17 protein-coding genes are annotated in these 16,124 nt (G+C 63.4%); 10 read left to right on the forward strand and 7 right to left on the reverse strand.

All coding sequences use genetic code 11. The features are described from left to right. Nucleotides 1-13 precede the first annotated feature (13 nt). Nucleotides 14-913 carry a LysR family transcriptional regulator gene (locus ASD75_RS08870; RefSeq protein WP_056744852.1) on the forward strand — a complete coding sequence of 300 codons (900 nt, stop codon included), beginning with the start codon at nt 14-16 and terminating at the stop codon, nt 911-913. Nucleotides 914-1,061: 148 nt separating this feature from the next. On the opposite strand, the gene ASD75_RS23270 is transcribed toward ASD75_RS08870, so the two are convergent. Beyond that, on the reverse strand, nt 1,062-2,819 hold the full coding sequence (locus ASD75_RS23270; protein ID WP_162251089.1) for a LamG-like jellyroll fold domain-containing protein: 1,758 nt from the start codon (nt 2,817-2,819) through the stop codon (nt 1,062-1,064). 244 nt (nt 2,820-3,063) lie between these two features. Here ASD75_RS23270 and ASD75_RS08875 point away from each other — a divergent pair, with 244 nt between their 5' ends. After that, nucleotides 3,064-3,615 (forward strand): NTP transferase domain-containing protein, encoded by a 552-nt coding sequence (locus ASD75_RS08875; RefSeq protein ID WP_056744854.1) that lies wholly within the window; start codon nt 3,064-3,066, stop codon nt 3,613-3,615. Between the two features lie 17 nt (nt 3,616-3,632). Here the strand turns inward: ASD75_RS08875 and ASD75_RS08880 are convergent, their stop codons facing one another. Together ASD75_RS08880 and ASD75_RS08885 are read right to left on the reverse strand one after the other, a co-directional pair. After that, the gene (locus tag ASD75_RS08880; RefSeq protein ID WP_056744856.1) at nt 3,633-4,157 is read right to left on the reverse strand and encodes a superoxide dismutase family protein; all 525 of its coding nucleotides are present in this window, start codon (nt 4,155-4,157) and stop codon (nt 3,633-3,635) included. A gap of 99 nt (nt 4,158-4,256) precedes the next feature. Next, on the reverse strand, nt 4,257-4,850 hold the full coding sequence (locus ASD75_RS08885; RefSeq protein WP_056744859.1) for a gamma-glutamylcyclotransferase: 594 nt from the start codon (nt 4,848-4,850) through the stop codon (nt 4,257-4,259). Between the two features lie 107 nt (nt 4,851-4,957). Here ASD75_RS08885 and ASD75_RS08890 point away from each other — a divergent pair, with 107 nt between their 5' ends. After that, entirely contained in the window at nt 4,958-5,482 is a 525-nt protein-coding gene (locus tag ASD75_RS08890) for an OmpA family protein (RefSeq protein ID WP_056744861.1), read from the forward strand. 111 nt (nt 5,483-5,593) lie between these two features. On the opposite strand, the gene gloA is transcribed toward ASD75_RS08890, so the two are convergent. Together gloA and ASD75_RS08900 are read right to left on the reverse strand one after the other, a co-directional pair. Beyond that, nucleotides 5,594-6,007, reverse strand: a complete 414-nt coding sequence (gloA, locus tag ASD75_RS08895) for a lactoylglutathione lyase (RefSeq protein WP_056744863.1) — start codon at nt 6,005-6,007, stop codon at nt 5,594-5,596. Further along, nucleotides 6,004-6,555 carry a PaaI family thioesterase gene (locus ASD75_RS08900; RefSeq protein ID WP_056744866.1) on the reverse strand — a complete coding sequence of 184 codons (552 nt, stop codon included), beginning with the start codon at nt 6,553-6,555 and terminating at the stop codon, nt 6,004-6,006. The genes gloA and ASD75_RS08900 overlap by 4 nt, the downstream gene beginning before the upstream one ends. A 73-nt stretch (nt 6,556-6,628) precedes the next feature. On the opposite strand from ASD75_RS08900, the gene ASD75_RS08905 reads away from it, so the two are divergent. The 4 genes from ASD75_RS08905 to ASD75_RS08920 are packed head-to-tail and all read left to right on the forward strand — an operon-like array spanning nt 6,629 to nt 10,304. After that, nucleotides 6,629-7,108, forward strand: a complete 480-nt coding sequence (locus ASD75_RS08905) for a MarR family winged helix-turn-helix transcriptional regulator (protein WP_056744868.1) — start codon at nt 6,629-6,631, stop codon at nt 7,106-7,108. Continuing rightward, entirely contained in the window at nt 7,098-8,360 is a 1,263-nt protein-coding gene (locus ASD75_RS08910) for an MFS transporter (protein ID WP_056744870.1), read from the forward strand. Before ASD75_RS08905 ends, ASD75_RS08910 begins: the two co-directional genes overlap by 11 nt. A gap of 32 nt (nt 8,361-8,392) precedes the next feature. Beyond that, nucleotides 8,393-8,896, forward strand: coding sequence for a MaoC family dehydratase (locus ASD75_RS08915; RefSeq protein WP_056744872.1), 504 nt, complete (start codon nt 8,393-8,395; stop codon nt 8,894-8,896). Nucleotides 8,897-8,927: 31 nt separating this feature from the next. Then, nucleotides 8,928-10,304 (forward strand): MATE family efflux transporter, encoded by a 1,377-nt coding sequence (locus ASD75_RS08920; RefSeq protein WP_056745181.1) that lies wholly within the window; start codon nt 8,928-8,930, stop codon nt 10,302-10,304. A gap of 75 nt (nt 10,305-10,379) precedes the next feature. On the opposite strand, the gene ASD75_RS08925 is transcribed toward ASD75_RS08920, so the two are convergent. Next, nucleotides 10,380-11,177: an SDR family NAD(P)-dependent oxidoreductase gene (locus ASD75_RS08925; RefSeq protein ID WP_056062757.1), complete on the reverse strand. Its 798-nt coding sequence runs from the start codon at nt 11,175-11,177 to the stop codon at nt 10,380-10,382. A gap of 286 nt (nt 11,178-11,463) precedes the next feature. On the opposite strand from ASD75_RS08925, the gene wecB reads away from it, so the two are divergent. Further along, nucleotides 11,464-12,633 carry a non-hydrolyzing UDP-N-acetylglucosamine 2-epimerase gene (gene wecB, locus ASD75_RS08930; protein ID WP_056744874.1) on the forward strand — a complete coding sequence of 390 codons (1,170 nt, stop codon included), beginning with the start codon at nt 11,464-11,466 and terminating at the stop codon, nt 12,631-12,633. Between the two features lie 51 nt (nt 12,634-12,684). On the opposite strand, the gene glmM is transcribed toward wecB, so the two are convergent. After that, nucleotides 12,685-14,070 (reverse strand): phosphoglucosamine mutase, encoded by a 1,386-nt coding sequence (glmM, locus tag ASD75_RS08935; protein WP_056744875.1) that lies wholly within the window; start codon nt 14,068-14,070, stop codon nt 12,685-12,687. A gap of 309 nt (nt 14,071-14,379) precedes the next feature. Here glmM and ASD75_RS08940 point away from each other — a divergent pair, with 309 nt between their 5' ends. Beyond that, a complete protein-coding gene (locus ASD75_RS08940; protein WP_056744877.1) occupies nt 14,380-15,309 on the forward strand; it encodes a hypothetical protein in 930 nt (309 codons plus the stop codon). Further along, nucleotides 15,306-16,124: a YaiO family outer membrane beta-barrel protein gene (locus ASD75_RS08945; RefSeq protein WP_056744879.1), complete on the forward strand. Its 819-nt coding sequence runs from the start codon at nt 15,306-15,308 to the stop codon at nt 16,122-16,124. The genes ASD75_RS08940 and ASD75_RS08945 overlap by 4 nt, the downstream gene beginning before the upstream one ends.

Raw genomic sequence — 16,124 nt, forward strand, 5'->3', positions numbered from 1 at the left:
ATATATTCTCGACATGACCCTCAAGCAGCTCGAAGCCTTCTACTGGGCAGCCACCTGCAGCAGTTTTGCCATGGCGGCGGAGCGGGTGCACCTGTCGGTGTCCTCCCTGTCCAAACGGATCGCCGAACTGGAGGCATCGCTGGGCCAGTTGCTCTTTGACCGCGCCGGGCACCGCGCGGCTTTGACGGAGTCGGGCACGCGACTGCTGCCCCTGGCGGGCGCGTTGCTGCAGCAGGCAGACAGTTTGCAGCAGGACATGGGTAGCACCGCCGGCCTGCGCGGTCCCTGCCGCCTGGGGGTGGGCGAGCTGACGGCGATCACCTGGCTGCCGCGCCTGGTGGAAGCCCTGGCGGCGGCGCACCCGGCACTGGAGGTGTCAGTGCACGTGGATGTGGGTGCAGCCCTGGCAGAGCGGTTGGACAAAGGCGAGCTGGATGTGGCCGTGATCGCCGGCCCCGCCAGCCGCAGCGCGCTGACCTCGGTGCCGCTGGCGCATGCGCGCTTTGCCTGGTGTGCGGGCCCTGGTGTGGCGCGCGGCCTGCGCCAGATGGATGCCGATGCCATGCAGTCGCACCCGCTGGTAACGCTGCCGCAAGGCTCTGGGGTGACCCATCTCATCGACGACTGGCTTCGGCAGGCCGATGCATGCCCCGCGCGCAGATTGGTGTGCAACCACTGGGGCGCCATCGTGGGCTTGCTGGCACAGGGCAGCGGCATTGGCCTGCTGCCCGAGGGCTGGGCGCAAGCCCTGCACGCCAGGGAGGTGTTGCAGGTGTTGCCCAGCCCTGTGCCGCTGGGGTCGCTCGGCTATGCGTTGCACAGTCGGCGTGATGACCTGCGGCCGCTGGTGAGCATGCTGCACGGGCTGGCAGCGCAGCATGCGGATTTCACGGTGGCGAGTGGCGCGTTCTGAACTGCACCGTCGCAACCGTCACTTGAAAAACCGTAGGCATTCGGGGTGTACTCGGCTCAAAGCGGCTGCACAGGCCCGCTAGAACCTGACACCACTCGTCCGACAAAGCCAAACCACCCTGCAGGGGGTTGGCATCGTGAGGTCGTGCTCACTGTTCAGCCATTCGGTCATTTTCGCTTTGCCCCATCCCCAACGTTGCAATGCAGCAAGCAACGAGCATTAGCGCCCATTGGCCCAATGTCGGGACAGACGTTGCCACGGGGGCCGCAACGGCTATGCTAAAACTTTGGGTGATGGTGGCCTTAGTCTGACTGGCCAACGTTTGTGTTGCGCTGTTGTCGGTCACGGTAACGGAGAAAATCGATGTCCCTGCCGTAGTGGGTGTGCCTGAGATCACGCCGGTTGTCGAATTGAGACTTAATCCGTCGGGCAGGCCACCGCTGACACTGAACGCAAACGGCGGGAGGCCGCCAGAAATGCCAATTGGGACGTTATAAACCTGTCCTACCGTAGCTTGAGCCAAAGGAATCGTCCCCGAAGTGCCGCCTACAAAAACCAAGTCTGCTCTAGGGGTGACCGAATTGCTCTGCACAGATGGCTGGCTATTTCCCACAGCGTTGGTCGCCACAACGGAAAAGGTATAGGCCGTTCCGTTGTTTAAATTCGGGACGTTGCACGTTGTGGCGGGCGGTGCCCCGCTCACCGAACATGTTCCGCCAGGTAATCCGGTGACTAAATACGCAGTAATGGGCGCTCCTCCGTCGTCGCTGGGGGCCGACCAAGAAACTGTAGCTTGCGCGTTGCCAGGCGTCGCCACGGCGTTGGTGGGTGGAGCCGAGGGTGCTGCAGTCGCGCAGGTCACTTGCAGCGAGGAAACATCGCCACCAGACAACGTTCCAGATCCATTGATGACAGAACAAAACTGTGCTGGCGTTGTCGGCTGCGATGCCACAGTCACGGAATAGCTCGCTCCATCTGCCATGGCAGGAAACTGGAATGCGCCATTGCCGGTGATCAATAAGTCGTTGGCTCCGTTGAGTTGCAGTTTCAAGCCAGTACCGGCAAGTCCTGATACCGAACCGCCCACGATGTATGTGGGAGGAAGACACAGTGAACTGACATTGGAATCGACCCAATTAGATACCGTGCCGGTCAAGGCAAAGTTATTGAGTGTTCCTGGTGCTGAGCCTACGCCATCTGTCAAAGTGGTGACACCGACATTGTTACCATTGGCCGCACCTGCGTCAAAGGAATAGGAATGCGAGGCGCTAGGTGGGTAAATGCACTGCGTGCCAGCACGCAGAATCTGTGTCTCGGACAGCGCAGAACTGTATATGGCCATCCGGTCCAGGCTGCCTGCGAAATATTGCGCTCCCCCTGAACGCGATCCCAACGCCATTTGGCCGTCGATGCCTGTGGAACTCGATCCTCCGCTAACTCCCGGAGCCTGCACCCCGTTCACAAAGACAGAAAGAGACTGGTCCGTAGATTTCCACACCACCGCCACGTGAACCCAACTGCCCGAAGCCCCTATGGGGTTGACGGTTGCGACGGAGCGGGTCAAGCCGTTGGCAACAACATAAGCATAGATCGTTTCACCGGTATTGCGCGCGATCGAGACGTAGTTGGAACTATTTTGCTGCGCAAAGAGAATTCGCTGGAAGCTGGAAGTGCCGCCTAGACGGACCCAGGTCAAGATTGTGAAATCGCTGCTGGCAGGGTTTTGAAATGGCGCCGGCACGGACATGCTGACATAGTCATCCACGCCATCAAACGCCAAAGCGTTATCCGGCCCCGCGGGCTGGGCGCGAGCCTCTGTGTACAGGCAAGCAAGCAATACCAGCAAAGTGGCGAAAAATCGAACAGTTGAGGGAAGTACCATGAACACATTCTCCGGCTCAGTCATACAGGTCACTGATTCCGGGGAGCATTCCATCCAGGGGCCTAACTTTTGTCAATCCGCTAAACGGGTGAATTGACATTTTGGCAACCACTGTTTAACGCGCGAATGCGTCGAGCTGGCCCGAGGAATTCCTCCTTTTTATCGACTGAAGGAGAACATCAGGGTTTCATCCCGCAGGCGCGAAAAATGTTGGAATGGGAACATGGTTGCATCATGAAATAGTACGATTGCGACGTTGACTTCCGCCATGCTCCAGCACATACCTACCGTCCTCGTTCTCGCTTCCGGCCGGGGCGAGCGCTTCCAAAAATCGGGTGGAAGCATTCACAAGTTGCATGCCTCTTTGGCCGGTAAAACTGTGCTGCAGCACACGTTGTCAGCTGTTCGCGCCAGTGGTTTACCATGGCACGTGGAAGATGCAGGCCACCCAGGCATGGGGGATTCCATTGCCGCTGCGGTAGGCGCTACGGCTGATGCGCCAGGCTGGATGGTTTTGCCCGGAGACTTGCCACTGATCCGTCCTGACACCCTGCGCACCATTGCTGAGGCCCTTGCCGACTGCACCGTAGTTATGCCTGTGTACCAGGGCGAGCTCGGTCACCCAGTTGGGTTTTCGGCCGCATGCTTGTCCAGCCTGTTGGCGCTGACCGGCGAGCAGGGCGCCGCCCGTGTGGTGCGCGCGCAGGCGCAGCAGGGCAGGGTACGGCAGGTGGAGGTGGATGATGAAGGCACAGTGACCGACATAGACACCGTGCAAGACCTGGAGCGCGCCGCGCAGTTGCTGGCGGCGCGCGGGTAACGGCGACGAAGGCCGCTTTATTTGGAAGCAATCACCGCGCAAGCCAGGCGTGGTCCTGCGTTGCCGGTGGGTTGGGTCTTGTAGTCGTCGGGGTCGCGGTGAACGATCAAGCCCTTGCCGACGATGTTGTTGTCGGTGGAACCCACGCGAATGGTTTTCGACTCGAAGTTGAAGGTGGCAACACCGTTGGCATCGGCCTTGAGGCTGGGTAGATCACCCGTGTGGTGATCGCCGGCACCGTGGCTGCCATGCGGCTTGCCGCCAGGGTTGAAATGGCCGCCAGTGCTCATACCATCACCGCTGCTGCAGTCGCCTTTTTCGTGCACATGGAAGCCATGTTCCGCGCCTGGCTTCAGACCGCTGATGCTGCCCGATACCTTCACCACGTCGCCCGATTGCACAAAGGTCACCGTTCCGGCGGCGGTGTTGCCGCGGGTGGGCTCAAGTTTTGCGGTCGCGCTGGGGCCCGACGAATACGCAGCACAGCCCACCAGAGCGAAGGACGCGACGGATGAAAGCACAAAAGCAAAACGAGTGTTCATGACTCAAACTCCTTGATACGTTGAAAGAACGCGGTATTGAACCAGTTGCCAGGGGGCCATCGGCCAGCCAGCACCCTATGTATGCAGCAAAAGAGTGCACTATGCCTCTTTTTGGGCCAAGGCGATCAACCGAGCCAAAGCCCTGTCGTGGATGCCGTGCTTGCGCAACTCGTCATAGGTGGCCTGGGCGTAGTCGCGGGTGGTGCCGTAGCGTCCACAGGCCTGCTCGAAAATGCGGCAGTATTCGTGGTCGGGTAACTCGCCCGTGTGGTTGGGACTTTTGCGCGACAGGGTAAAGGCCAGCGCCCGCACCGGGCCATGGGGCGTGTGGCACACCAGCCAGCGCGGGTCGTAGACAGCGGTGACCATCTCGCGCTGCCACAGGTTGATCATCACCTGCCGTGCGTACGCCTTGTCCACGCGAAACACCATGCCCCGGCAGCTTCCGCCCGACAGCATGCCGAACACCAGCCCCGGGCACTCGGGCGTGCCGCGGTTGATACGGCTCCACATCTTGAGCGCCCGGTGCCAGCCGTGGACCTTGGCCGGGCGCCGCTCGACGTAGTCAAAATCCGGTCGCCAGATGAGCGACCCATAGCCAAAAATCCACAGGTCCTGATGGCCACCCCATTCCTGGAGGGCACGCTCCAGCATCGGCGCCGGGTCTCGCAGTGGGGCGGGCAGATTCGTCATGCCTTCACTCTACAATCGAAAGCTTTGCTGCAAGCGGCCGGGGCCTTGTTTTCGCAACGCCTGCATTGGCCGTCCAACCACTTTATTCATCACTACAGGGATCTTCCATGTCCAGCTCTGACGACGATAGCCAACAACGTTTTGCCCTCGGTTTTCTGTTTGCACTGATTGCGTTGGTGATCTCCGTGGTGGTGGGCACCGTGGTGGTCAAGCGTCTGGGCGCCAAGGCACCGGTCCGGCCTGCCGCCGTTGCGGCCAGCAACACGCCCGCAGCACCCGCCGTAGCCGTGGAAGAAGATATTGCCAGCGTGCGCGTGGAAAACGGCGTGGTGAAGTTCTACTTTGCCACCGCCAAGGCCGAGCTGGCCGTGGGTGCCAACGAAGCCCTGGCCGACGTGGTCAAGGGTGTGGCTGAGGGCAAGAAGGCCGTCATTTCCGGCTTCCACGATGCCACGGGCGACGCTGCACTGAATGCAGAACTGGCCAAACAGCGCGCAGTGGCCGTGGCCGAAGCGCTCAAGGCCCTGGGCGTGGCCGAAGACAAGGTGGAGCTGAAGAAGCCAGAAGAAACCACCGCGACCGGCAGCAACGCCGAAGCCCGCCGCGTGGAAGTGACGCTGGGCGCCCTGTAAGCGCCGCCTGCTTCTCCAACAAAAAACCCGGCGCTGCCGGGTTTTTTTGGGCCAAATGGCCGCATGCGTTAGTGGAATATGCGTCAATAGCTATCTATTTGATAGCAAATATTACCGCAGACCCTGGCCGCCTGCGCCCTCGGCGCGCTGGATCAACTCGATCTTGTAGCCATCGGGGTCGGTCACAAACGCGATCACCGTGGTGCCGCCCTTGACCGGACCTGCTTCGCGCGTCACGTTGCCGCCCGAGGCCTTGATCTTTTCGCACGCGGCATACGCATCGAGCACGCCCAGCGCGATGTGGCCGTACGCCGTGCCCATGTCGTAGCTTTCCACGCCCCAGTTGTAGGTCAACTCGATCTCGGCCTGGCCGGGGTTGCCGCCCTCGAAGCCCAGAAAGGCCAGCGAGTATTTGTACTCGGGGTTCTCGGACTGGCGCAGCAGTTGCATGCCCAGCACCTGGGTGTAGAAATCAATCGAGCGTTGAAGGTTGCCAACGCGCAGCATCGTGTGGAGGAATTTCATCCCTTCGATTGTGCAGGCAGATCGAAAACCAGGCAGGTGGTGGTGGCGTGGGCATACAGCGTGCGGTCCGGCCCCACCAGGCGCGCCTCGGCCGTGGCCAGCTGGCGCCCGCTGTGGATCACCCGGCCTTCGGCGCGCACGCGCTGTACCTTGGGCGTGATGGCCTTGACCAGGTTGATGCCCAGCTCGGCCGTGGTGTAGCCGCGCCCGGGCTCCATGCGCGTGTGCACGGCACAGCCCAGCGCGGAGTCGAGCAGGGTGGCAAACCAGCCGCCATGCACCGTGCCCATGGGGTTCAGGTGCTCTGCGCGGGGTGTGCCCTGGAAGATGGCCGTACCTTCTCCCACTTCGACGATCAAGAAGTCCAGCGTCTTGGCAATGGCCGCGTAGGGCAGCTCGCCGCGCAGCATGGCCTGCATCTGCTGCAGGCCGTTCAGGTGGGCGATCTGCTCGCGGCGGGCCACGCCCGGGCCGGGGCCTGCATCCAGCGTGGCCAGGATGTCGCGCTCCTGTGCCAGCCAGTGTTCAAGGTGGTTGTGCTGTGTCATGGGGTGTCCTGGTTTGTAGCGGGGTTGAAATGCATGAGTTGCATATGCAATTATTGCAGATACAATCAAATCCATGCAAGCCAACCCATCCACCCTGGCCCCTGTGCTGCCGCAGGGCTGCACCAACTTCAAGCTGCGCCAGCTGATGCGCCGCGTGGCCAACCACTACGACGCCGAAATGGCGAAATGTGGACTCAAGACCACGCAGTATTCGCTGCTGTCGCATGTGCTCAAGCTGGGCCCGATTCGCCCCGGTGATCTGGCCACGGAGATGAAGATGGATGCGTCCACGCTGACCCGCAATCTGCGTCCGTTGGTGGATGCGGGCTGGGTCACGCTGAAGGCGGGTACGGACGCACGCAGCCGCCTGGTGCACATCACCGACGCAGGCCGCGACAAGCGCGCGGAAGCGCAACGCCACTGGAAGGCCGCACAACTGGCGCTGAACGAGGCACTGGGCGTGGAACGCGTGATGGCCTTGCACGCGTTGGTGGACGACTCGCTCGATTTGCTGGCTGCACTGCCAGCGCAGGAGACTGCGCATGACGAATAACCACACCCCGCAGGCGACGGCAACCAAGCCCGCCGCACCGCTGGCCCTGTGGCTGGTGCTGCTGGCGGCCGCAGGCGCCTTTGCACTGACCATGGGCACGCGCCAGACCATGGGCCTGTTCCTGTCCGCACTCAACACCTCCACGGGCCTGGGCATCGGCAGCATCAGCCTGGCGTTTGCGTTTGGCCAACTGTGGTGGGGGCTGACCCAGCCGTTTGCCGGGGCTGTGGCCGACCGCATCGGCACGGGTCGCGTGATCCTGATCGGTGTGGCGCTGGTGGCGCTGGGCACCTTCATCACGCCGTATATGACCACCACGGCCGGGTTGATTTTTGCGATTGGCGTGTTGGCCGCAGGCGGCGCAGGCATGGCTGGGCCGTCTGTGCTGATGGCGGCCACTGCCCGGCTGGTGCCTGTTCAAAAGCGCGGGCTGGCCAGCGGCATCGTCAACGCGGGCGGCTCGTTCGGGCAGTTTTTGATGGCGCCCATCGCCATCAGCCTGACCGCCGCCGTGGGCTGGGCCAGTGCGATGCAGTGGCTGGGCGTGCTGGTGCTGCTGGCGCTGCCGGCGGTGTGGGTGCTTAAGGGTAACTCCAATGCTCTGGCGGCACAGGCTGCTGCGGTATCCGGCCAGAAGGCATTGACCGCGCGCGAGGCCATTGCCCAGGCCCTGGCCACACCGAGCTACCGGTATCTGGCGGCAGGCTTTCTGGTGTGCGGCTTTCACGTGGCGTTCCTGGCCACGCACTTGCCCGGCGTGATTGCAGCGTGCGGGTTGGCGCCCGAAGTAGGGGGCTGGTCGCTGGGGGTGATCGGGCTGTTCAACATTGTGGGCAGCCTGGCCATGGGCTGGGCGGTAGGGCGCTGGCGCATGAAGTCGCTGCTGTCGCTGCTGTACGCCACGCGAGGTCTGGCGGTACTGATTTTCCTGTTTGCTCCCAAGACGCCGGCCGTGGTGCTGGTCTTCGCCGCCGTCATGGGCATCACCTTCCTGTCCACCGTACCACCCACGGCCGGACTGGTCGCCAAGATGTTTGGCACGGCCAACATGGCAATGCTGTTCGGCATCGTGATGCTGTCGCACCAGATTGGCGGATTCCTGGGTGCCTACCTGGGCGGCAGCGTGTTCCAGGCCACCGGCAGCTATGACTGGGTCTGGTACATCGACATCGTGCTGGCCGTAGGAGCAGCGCTGGTCAACCTGCCGATCCGAGAAGCGCGCGTGGCGCGCCCCGCCGCCACGGCGGCCTGACTAACTACCTTCTCTCCACGAAAGCCATCGACATGACGCAGACCCCTGCCAGCAACGTTTCGACAGCCCCCACGTCCCCGCTCTACCTGGACGACCTGTCTGTCGGCGACCAGTTCCAAAGCGGCGAACACGCCATGGACGAAGCGCAGATCACCACCTTTGCCGCGCAGTTCGACCCGCAGCCCTTTCACCTGGACGACGCCGCTGCGCGCGAGACGCTGTTTGGCGGTCTGGCCGCCAGCGGCTGGCACACGGCGGCCGTGACCATGCGTCTGCAAGTGACCAGTGGGCTGCCAATTGCGGGCGGCATCATCGGTGCGGGGGGCGAACTGAGCTGGCCCCGGCCGACTCGCGCCACCGATGTGCTGCATGTGGTGAGCGAAGTCGTGCAGATCCAGCCCTCCAAGTCCAAGCCCGACCGGGGCATGGTCACGGTGCGCAGCGAGACCCGCAACCAGCACGGCGATGTGTTGCAGCTGTCTACCGTGCGCATCGTGGTGCCACGCCGGCCTGCAGCCGGTGGGGCAGGGGCCTGATGTGACCGAGGCCCTGAACCCGCGCACCCGCATGCTGCTGGAGGCGCCCATTGCGCCCACCTTGCTGCGGCTGGCCGCGCCCAACGTGCTGGTGATGCTGGCGCAGGCGGGCGTCGGGCTGATTGAGACCTACTTTGTCGGCCAGCTGGGCACCGATGCGCTGGCGGGCATGGCGCTGGTGTTTCCGGTCGTCATGCTGATGCAGATGACCTCGGCGGGCGCCATGGGCGGCGGCATTGCCTCGGCCATTGCACGCGCCCTGGGCGCACGGCGGCGGGACGATGCCGACGCGCTGGTGCTGCATGCGCTGGCCATTGCGGCGGTGTTTTCGCTGGTCTTTACCGTGTGCGTGGTGGGAGGAGGGCGCTGGCTCTACACCCGCATGGGTGGCACGGGCGGCGCGCTGAATGCGGCACTGGTCTATTCCAACTGGGTGTTTGCGGGCGCGTTTCTGGTCTGGCTGTTCAACACGCTGTCGGCAGTGATCCGGGGCACGGGCAACATGGCTGTGCCAGCCTACGTCACGGTGCTGGGCGCGTTTGTACTAGTGCCGCTTTCGCCACTGTTCATCTTTGGCTGGGGCCCCATGCCGGGCCTGGGCATTGCCGGTGGCGCCATTGCGCTGATGGCGTATTACCTGATCGGCAGCGCAGTGCTGGCCGCATACCTGTGGTCGCCGCGCAGCCTGCTGCGGCCGTCGCTTGCGCACATCCGGTTTCGTTGGGTGCTGTTCAAAGACATCCTGCGGGTGGGTCTGGTGGGCACGGTGTCTACCGTCGCCACCAATCTGGCGATTGGCGTCACGACCGCATTGGTGGGTGGTTTTGGCACAGCGGCCATCGCGGGCTACGGCACCGCATCGCGGCTGGAATACCTGCTGGTTCCGTTGGTGTTTGGCCTGGGCGCGCCGCTGGTGGCCATGGTCGGCACATGCATCGGCGCTGGCCAGCGCGAGCGCGCCTTGCGCGCCACCTGGATTGGCGCGGCCATGGCGTTTGTGATGGCCGAGGCGATTGGCCTGTGGGCGGCAGCCTTTCCCAACGCGTGGCTGTCCCTGTTCAACAGCGACCCTGCCATGCTGGAAGCGGGTGCGCTGTATCTGCGCACCGTCGGCCCCGTGTACGGCTTCTTCGGCCTGGGCCTGGTGCTGTACTTTGCCTCGCAAGGGGCAGGGCGCCTCCTCTGGCCGGTGATCGGCAACATCGTGCGCCTGGCGGTGGCCGTCACCGGCGGCTGGCTGGCGCTGCGCTGGGGCGGTGGACTGGCCGCCGTGTTTGCAGCGCAGGGGGCGGCGCTGGTGCTTTACGGCTTGGTCAACGCCTGGGCGATTGCTGGCGGCGCCTGGTTCGGTCCGGTGGGCTGGCCGCGCAGTACCACCCGGCTGCTGCAGCGCATGCCACAGGTTTGAAAGTGACGAAAATAGCCGCTAGCCCTAGTGAATAATGCGCTGGCAGCTATCAAAAAAGGAGTGGCCCGAAGTGCGTCAGACCGGCACGGTGTAGTTGAGCGTCATGCGCCCACCGTCCACGGTCACAATCTCGCCGGTCACATAGCTGGCCGCATCGCTGGCCAGCCAGGCCACCACATCGGCAATCTCGGACGGCTCGCCCAGCCGCTTCATGGGCGTGCGGCTCATGATCTTGTTCTTGGCCTCATCGCTGGTCAGCACGGCCTTGGCGGCCAGCTCGGTGGCGATAGTGCCCGGCGCCACCGCGTTCACGCGGATGTTCTTGTCGGCCAATGCCAGCGCCATCACCCGCGTGAGCTGGTTCACGCCGCCTTTGCTCACGTTGTAGCTGGAGATATTGGGAATGGTCAGCACACCGTTGACCGAGCTCATGTTCACGATCGAACCGCCTCCCGATACCACCATGGCCCGCGCCACCGCCTGGCCGACCAGGAACGAGCCCTTGAGGTTGACCCGCAGCACCGCGTCAAAGTCGGCCTCGGTTACCTCCAGAAAGTCTGCCGCGCGAAAGATGCCCGCGTTGTTCACCAAAACGTCGATGCGCCCATGGGCCGCCAGGGTCTGGGCCACCAGTGCATCCACTTGCGATTTATCGCCCACATCGCAGCGCACATACAGCGCGCCCAGCTCCTGCGCCAGCGCCTGGCCACGCGCATCGTCCACGTCGACGATCACCGGCTTGGCGCCTTCGGCCGCAAAGCGGCGGACACAGGCCTCGCCAATGCCTTGGGCGCCACCCGTGACGATGCAGACGCGGCCCTGATGACCGAAGTGGATGGACGATGTAGAAGGTGCTTGGGTGGGAAGGTTCATGGGCGGTGATGGTAGCGGCTTGAGCAGGATGCAGGGCCGACGGCGCATTGGCGCTTCGTTGGAATGACATCATTGATACTAGATACGATGTATATTATGTTAACTACCAAATACACACTCTGTGCGGTGTCGAACAGACACTCCACGCCCCCGAGCCACACCATGCGTCGGCTTTGGGGGCACCTGCTGTGGCGGCGTTCTCCCAAGTCTTCCTTCCGAAAAGTCCGTCTGGACTGGTTCCAACGCCTCCCACCAAAACGCGAGCGCCGCTGCGTTGAAAGAACCCATGACCACTTACCTTGCGTGTTTAGGCACCCGCCCTGAGATCATCAAGATGGCACCGTTGCATCGCGAGCTAAAGCTGCGCGGCCACCGCGTGGTGGTGCTCCACACCGGGCAGCACGCCGAGGTGGCCGAGGTGCTTTACCGATTTTTTGACATGGGGCCAGACCTGCGCTTGGCACTAGAGCGGCGCACACCGAGGTTGGGCGACCTCACGGCGCTGTTGCTGGAAGGAGTGGACAGGCTGGTGGACGAAACCCAGCCCGATGTGGTGCTGGTGCAGGGCGACACCACGTCTGCGCTGGTCGGAGCGCTGAGCGGCTACTACAACGACAAGCCGGTCGCCCACATCGAGGCGGGTTTGCGCACAGGCACACGCGAGCCGTTTCCGGAGGAAAAAAACCGGGAGCTGATTGCACGGCTCGCCCACTGGCACTTCGCACCGACGGCGCGGACCCGGGACAACCTTTTGCGCGAAGGCATCGCAGACGCCTGTATCTCCGTCGTCGGCAATACGGTGATTGACGCGGCGCGCTGGACGCAGGAGCGCCTGCAGACCAATGCATCGTCCGCGCCTTCTGTCTTGTCGTCCGGTTTGTCTTCAGTGGTACCAGCAATGGTCGCAGAGTTTCTAGATCAGCAAATAAACCAGCGGCTTCTGTTGGTGACCGCCCACCGCCGAGAGAACTGGGGCGACCCCATACGCAATATCGCCACTGCCATCGGGCAGTTGCTGGCGGCCCATGGCGATCTGGTTGTGGTCTGGCCGCTTCACCCCAACCCAGCCGTCAGTCAGGCGGTGAGGCCGGTGATCGACGCATTGCCGGACGACCTGCGCAAACGGGTGTGTCTGACCGAACCCATGGACTACCCTGCCCTCATCAGCCTGCTGCAACGCTGTTACTTCACGCTGACGGACTCGGGCGGCATTCAGGAAGAAGCCTCTGCGCTGAGGCGGCCAGTGCTGATTGCGCGCGACAGCACCGAGCGGCAGGAGCTGGTGGAAGCTGGTGGTGCGGTACTGGTTGGCACAGACATCCGCCGCATGGTGACTGAGGCGGCACGCCTGCTGCGCGACGATGGGGCGTACCGCAGCATGCAGCTGGAAAGCAGCCCGTTTGGCGATGGCCACACCGCGCAGCACATTGCAGACCGGCTCTGCACGGTGGACTGACAGCGCTTGCGGCCCTACCACCATCCAGGATGGTGCGGGGACGGCGGCCGTTCAGGCGGTAACTGTATCCAGCGCCGCGGGTGCGGTCAGCAGTTGGCTGACCTCTTTGGCAAACCGGCTGGCCATCCGCTGCGCCCTGAGTGCAGTACGGCACTCCACTAGCACCCGCACAACAGGCTCGGTGCCCGAGGCACGCAGGAGCACCCGCCCATCGTCGCCCAGCAACTTTTCGGCCCGCAGCTGGAAGTGGGGCATCCAGGTGTTGTCGGCCATCCCCGCACCACGGGTCACGGGCACATTGACCAAGCACTGAGCGTTCATGCGCAGATCGCTGCACAGCTGCGACAAGCTGCGCTGCGAGCGCTTCACGGCAGCAACCACCCGCAAGGCTGACATCACGCCGTCTCCGGTGCTGTGCCAGTCCAGCCCGATCAGGTGGCCCGAGCCCTCGCCGCCCAAGCGCCAACCCCGCTGCTTGAGCAGCTCCAGCACATGCCGGTCACCCACGGCAGACCTTGCAAAGTCCAGCCCACGGCGCAGCAGCGCTTGCTCCAGCCCCTGGTTGCTCATCACCGTGCCCACCACCCCACCCTGCAAGCCATCGTTGGTCTGGGCATCCACGGCCAGCACGTACAGCAGCTCGTCACCCGCATAGATGCGGCCCTCGCTGTCCACCATCACCAACCGGTCTCCATCGCCGTCCAGCGCCACGCCGACATCTGCTTTGTGAGCCAGCACGGCCTCGCTCAGGTGCTTGGGCGACGTGGCGCCCACGTTGTCATTGATGTTCTGCCCATCAGGCGAGGCGCCCACCGCAACCACCTCCGCGCCCAACTGTCGGAACACCTCGGGGGCGATGCGGTGGCAGGCGCCATGGGCGGCGTCAATGACGATCTTCATACCCTGCAGGTGCAGACCTGCCGGCAATGCCTGCCGGCAAAACTGGATGTATAGATCGGAGGCCTCCGGCAGCAGGGACACGCGGCCCAACCGAGACGATGGCAAACAGACCATGGGCTGGGCCATGGTGCGTTCGATCTCGGCCTCCATGCCGTCGGGCAGCTTGTCACCTGTGGCCGAAAAGAACTTTACCCCGTTGTCCTCACAAGGGTTGTGCGATGCACTCACCACCACACCCGCCTGGTAGCCGCGCAAGCGCGTCAGGTAGGCCACGCCGGGTGTGGGCAACTCGCCGCACATCACCGTGTCCACACCGGCCGCAGAAAACCCCGCCTGCAAGGCCGCCTCAAACATGGGGGCCGACCCGCGCGTGTCGGTGCCCACTGCCACCACAGGTCGCGGGTTCAGTCCCGTGTGCTGACGGCTGAGCAGCTGGCCGCAGGCGTGCGCCAGCCGCATGATGGTCTGGGGAGTCATGGGTTCCATACCCACTTGGGCGCGCACGCCGTCGGTTCCGAACATTTTTTGCGTAGTCATGGGTAGTCCTGTTGAATGAGATTCGCCAGATAACCCGCACCCCAGGCCAAGGCGAACACCGACGGTGGGGCCTTGGACCGAGACGGTCTGTGCGCTATCGAACTCACCGCCTTATGTACGGTATCGAACAGACAGCTCTGTGCCTATACGCTGACCATGGCTTTCCATGCCACGGATCACCCATTGACACCAGACTCTCTAGCTCCCAAGTGCCTTCATCTGTCACAGACCCACTCTGGCCTGAAGCGCTGGATAGGCAACGCTCTGGCGTGCTTCGTTCTTGCAGCACCACTTTGTACGTCGGCGGCTGTGCTCGATCTGGAGGGGTATGCCGATACCTCGGGCGCCATCTCGGTGCAGCACCAGGGCGACACGGTAGATCCCTACTTTGCCTTGCAGGCACTGCTGCTGGCTCACAGCCATGGGCTGGATATTTCCACGCCTGCCAAGGCCTGGGGCGCCTGGCTGGTACAGCGGCAAAAGCCCGACGCGACCTTTGACCGTTTTTGCCGCAACGGCCCTGTGTGGGCCCCATGTAAAACCGCCGATGCCGACGACTCTGTACTCGGCCTGTGGCTGGCGTTCATGGACAGCATGCCTGCCTCACAACGCAGCCAGGCCAGTTGGGTGCGCAGCCGCATGGCTACCAGTGCGGCGCTGGCCAAGTTGGTAGACCCCAACCAGGGAATTTACCTGGTCTCACCGGTGTACCAACATGGGTTGCTCATGGACAACCTGGAGCTGTGGGCCTACCCGCTCACCCACAAGGCGGCACAAAACGCGCGCCACCCCAACTTCACCAAAACTCTGGCGGCCGTGTTCTGGGACGATCAGCGCAAGCGCTACCTGGTTTCCACCCAGCCCGGACAGCGTGAGACCGCACATGCCTTCTACCCCGACGCCGTGGCGCAGATCTTTCCGCTGTTGGTGCGTTTTCCGCTGATCCCTGGTGGGGCGCCCGCGCATTACCGCCGCTGGATGGCTGAGCACCGCAACGAATGGCTGGCCCAGGTGAAGGACGACTTTGCCTGGGGTCTGGTGGCTGTGGTGGCACTGCAGCAACGCGACATCCCCTCTGCCCGCTGTTGGCTTCGTACCGCCCTGCCCCATCGGCACGGCGCCCACTGGACGGTGACGGACGAAGTCGCCGCGCAAATCCTGCAGTCCAAGGCCATCAGTGCCGCCGTGGACACAACTAACTGCATCAGTCCTCGTCACACCCCCGCACGGTCACCATGAACACCCACTACATCCACCGCCCTGTCCCGTCCCTTGTTCTGGCACTGGGGTTGCTGGCCCATGCCTTACCTGCAGCCCATGCGCAAGACGTTGCAGACCTGCCGGCCCCGGTCCGGGGCATTGAGGCCTACACCAGCCGCCACACCCTCACCAACGGGTATGGCAACTGGCATGAAGCTGGCGTGCGCGGCCAATGGGGTGTGAACAACCAGCTGCTCGGCATGGAAATCGCCACCATGCGGCGGTTTGGAGAGTCGGGCCGGTTCATCGGGCTGTCCGACACCATGACCTGGAACGAAGACTGGTTCTCCATGCTGTCGGTGGGCGCAGGCGATGGTGTTGCTTACCTGCCGCGCTACCGTGTGGACGGGTTCATCAACCGCAAGATGCTGCCCACACGCCAATGGGTGGCCACCCTAGGGGCAGGTTACTACCGAGCGCCAGACGGCCACATCGACCGCAACGTCAGCCTCGGGTCCACTTACTATTTCGATCTGCCGTGGGTGGTACAGGCAGAAATACGCTTCAACAACAGCTCCCCCGGTGGCGTGCGTACCCATCAGCAGTTTGTGGCGGCCACCTGGGGGCGCGCGCACCACACGCAGATCATCGCCCGCCACGGCTGGGGGGCCGAGGGCTACCAGGCCATTGGCAATGGGGTATCTCTGGTCAACTTTGACAGTCGCCAGTCACAGCTCACACTGCGGCAGTGGCTGGGCCCACAGTGGGGCATTACTGCGGGCTTAGAGCGCTACCGCAACCCCTACTATTCCCGCAACGGCGCCAAGCTGTCGCTGTTTTGGGAACTGCCCTAG

This window comes from Acidovorax sp. Root568 (genome assembly GCF_001427445.1).
Classification (GTDB): Bacteria; Pseudomonadota; Gammaproteobacteria; order Burkholderiales; family Burkholderiaceae_C; genus Acidovorax; species Acidovorax delafieldii.

What these genes read in the sequence shown, in the direction of transcription:
- ASD75_RS08870 (WP_056744852.1), top strand. Translation starts at nt 14, where the DNA reads ATGACCCTCAAGCAGCTCGAAGCCTTCTACTGGGCAGCCACCTGCAGC.
- ASD75_RS23270 (WP_162251089.1), bottom strand. Translation starts at nt 2,819, where the DNA reads ATGACTGAGCCGGAGAATGTGTTCATGGTACTTCCCTCAACTGTTCGA.
- ASD75_RS08875 (WP_056744854.1), top strand. Translation starts at nt 3,064, where the DNA reads ATGCTCCAGCACATACCTACCGTCCTCGTTCTCGCTTCCGGCCGGGGC.
- ASD75_RS08880 (WP_056744856.1), bottom strand. Translation starts at nt 4,157, where the DNA reads ATGAACACTCGTTTTGCTTTTGTGCTTTCATCCGTCGCGTCCTTCGCT.
- ASD75_RS08885 (WP_056744859.1), bottom strand. Translation starts at nt 4,850, where the DNA reads ATGACGAATCTGCCCGCCCCACTGCGAGACCCGGCGCCGATGCTGGAG.
- ASD75_RS08890 (WP_056744861.1), top strand. Translation starts at nt 4,958, where the DNA reads ATGTCCAGCTCTGACGACGATAGCCAACAACGTTTTGCCCTCGGTTTT.
- gloA (WP_056744863.1), bottom strand. Translation starts at nt 6,007, where the DNA reads ATGAAATTCCTCCACACGATGCTGCGCGTTGGCAACCTTCAACGCTCG.
- ASD75_RS08900 (WP_056744866.1), bottom strand. Translation starts at nt 6,555, where the DNA reads ATGACACAGCACAACCACCTTGAACACTGGCTGGCACAGGAGCGCGAC.
- ASD75_RS08905 (WP_056744868.1), top strand. Translation starts at nt 6,629, where the DNA reads ATGCAAGCCAACCCATCCACCCTGGCCCCTGTGCTGCCGCAGGGCTGC.
- ASD75_RS08910 (WP_056744870.1), top strand. Translation starts at nt 7,098, where the DNA reads ATGACGAATAACCACACCCCGCAGGCGACGGCAACCAAGCCCGCCGCA.
- ASD75_RS08915 (WP_056744872.1), top strand. Translation starts at nt 8,393, where the DNA reads ATGACGCAGACCCCTGCCAGCAACGTTTCGACAGCCCCCACGTCCCCG.
- ASD75_RS08920 (WP_056745181.1), top strand. Translation starts at nt 8,928, where the DNA reads ATGCTGCTGGAGGCGCCCATTGCGCCCACCTTGCTGCGGCTGGCCGCG.
- ASD75_RS08925 (WP_056062757.1), bottom strand. Translation starts at nt 11,177, where the DNA reads ATGAACCTTCCCACCCAAGCACCTTCTACATCGTCCATCCACTTCGGT.
- wecB (WP_056744874.1), top strand. Translation starts at nt 11,464, where the DNA reads ATGACCACTTACCTTGCGTGTTTAGGCACCCGCCCTGAGATCATCAAG.
- glmM (WP_056744875.1), bottom strand. Translation starts at nt 14,070, where the DNA reads ATGACTACGCAAAAAATGTTCGGAACCGACGGCGTGCGCGCCCAAGTG.
- ASD75_RS08945 (WP_056744879.1), top strand. Translation starts at nt 15,306, where the DNA reads ATGAACACCCACTACATCCACCGCCCTGTCCCGTCCCTTGTTCTGGCA.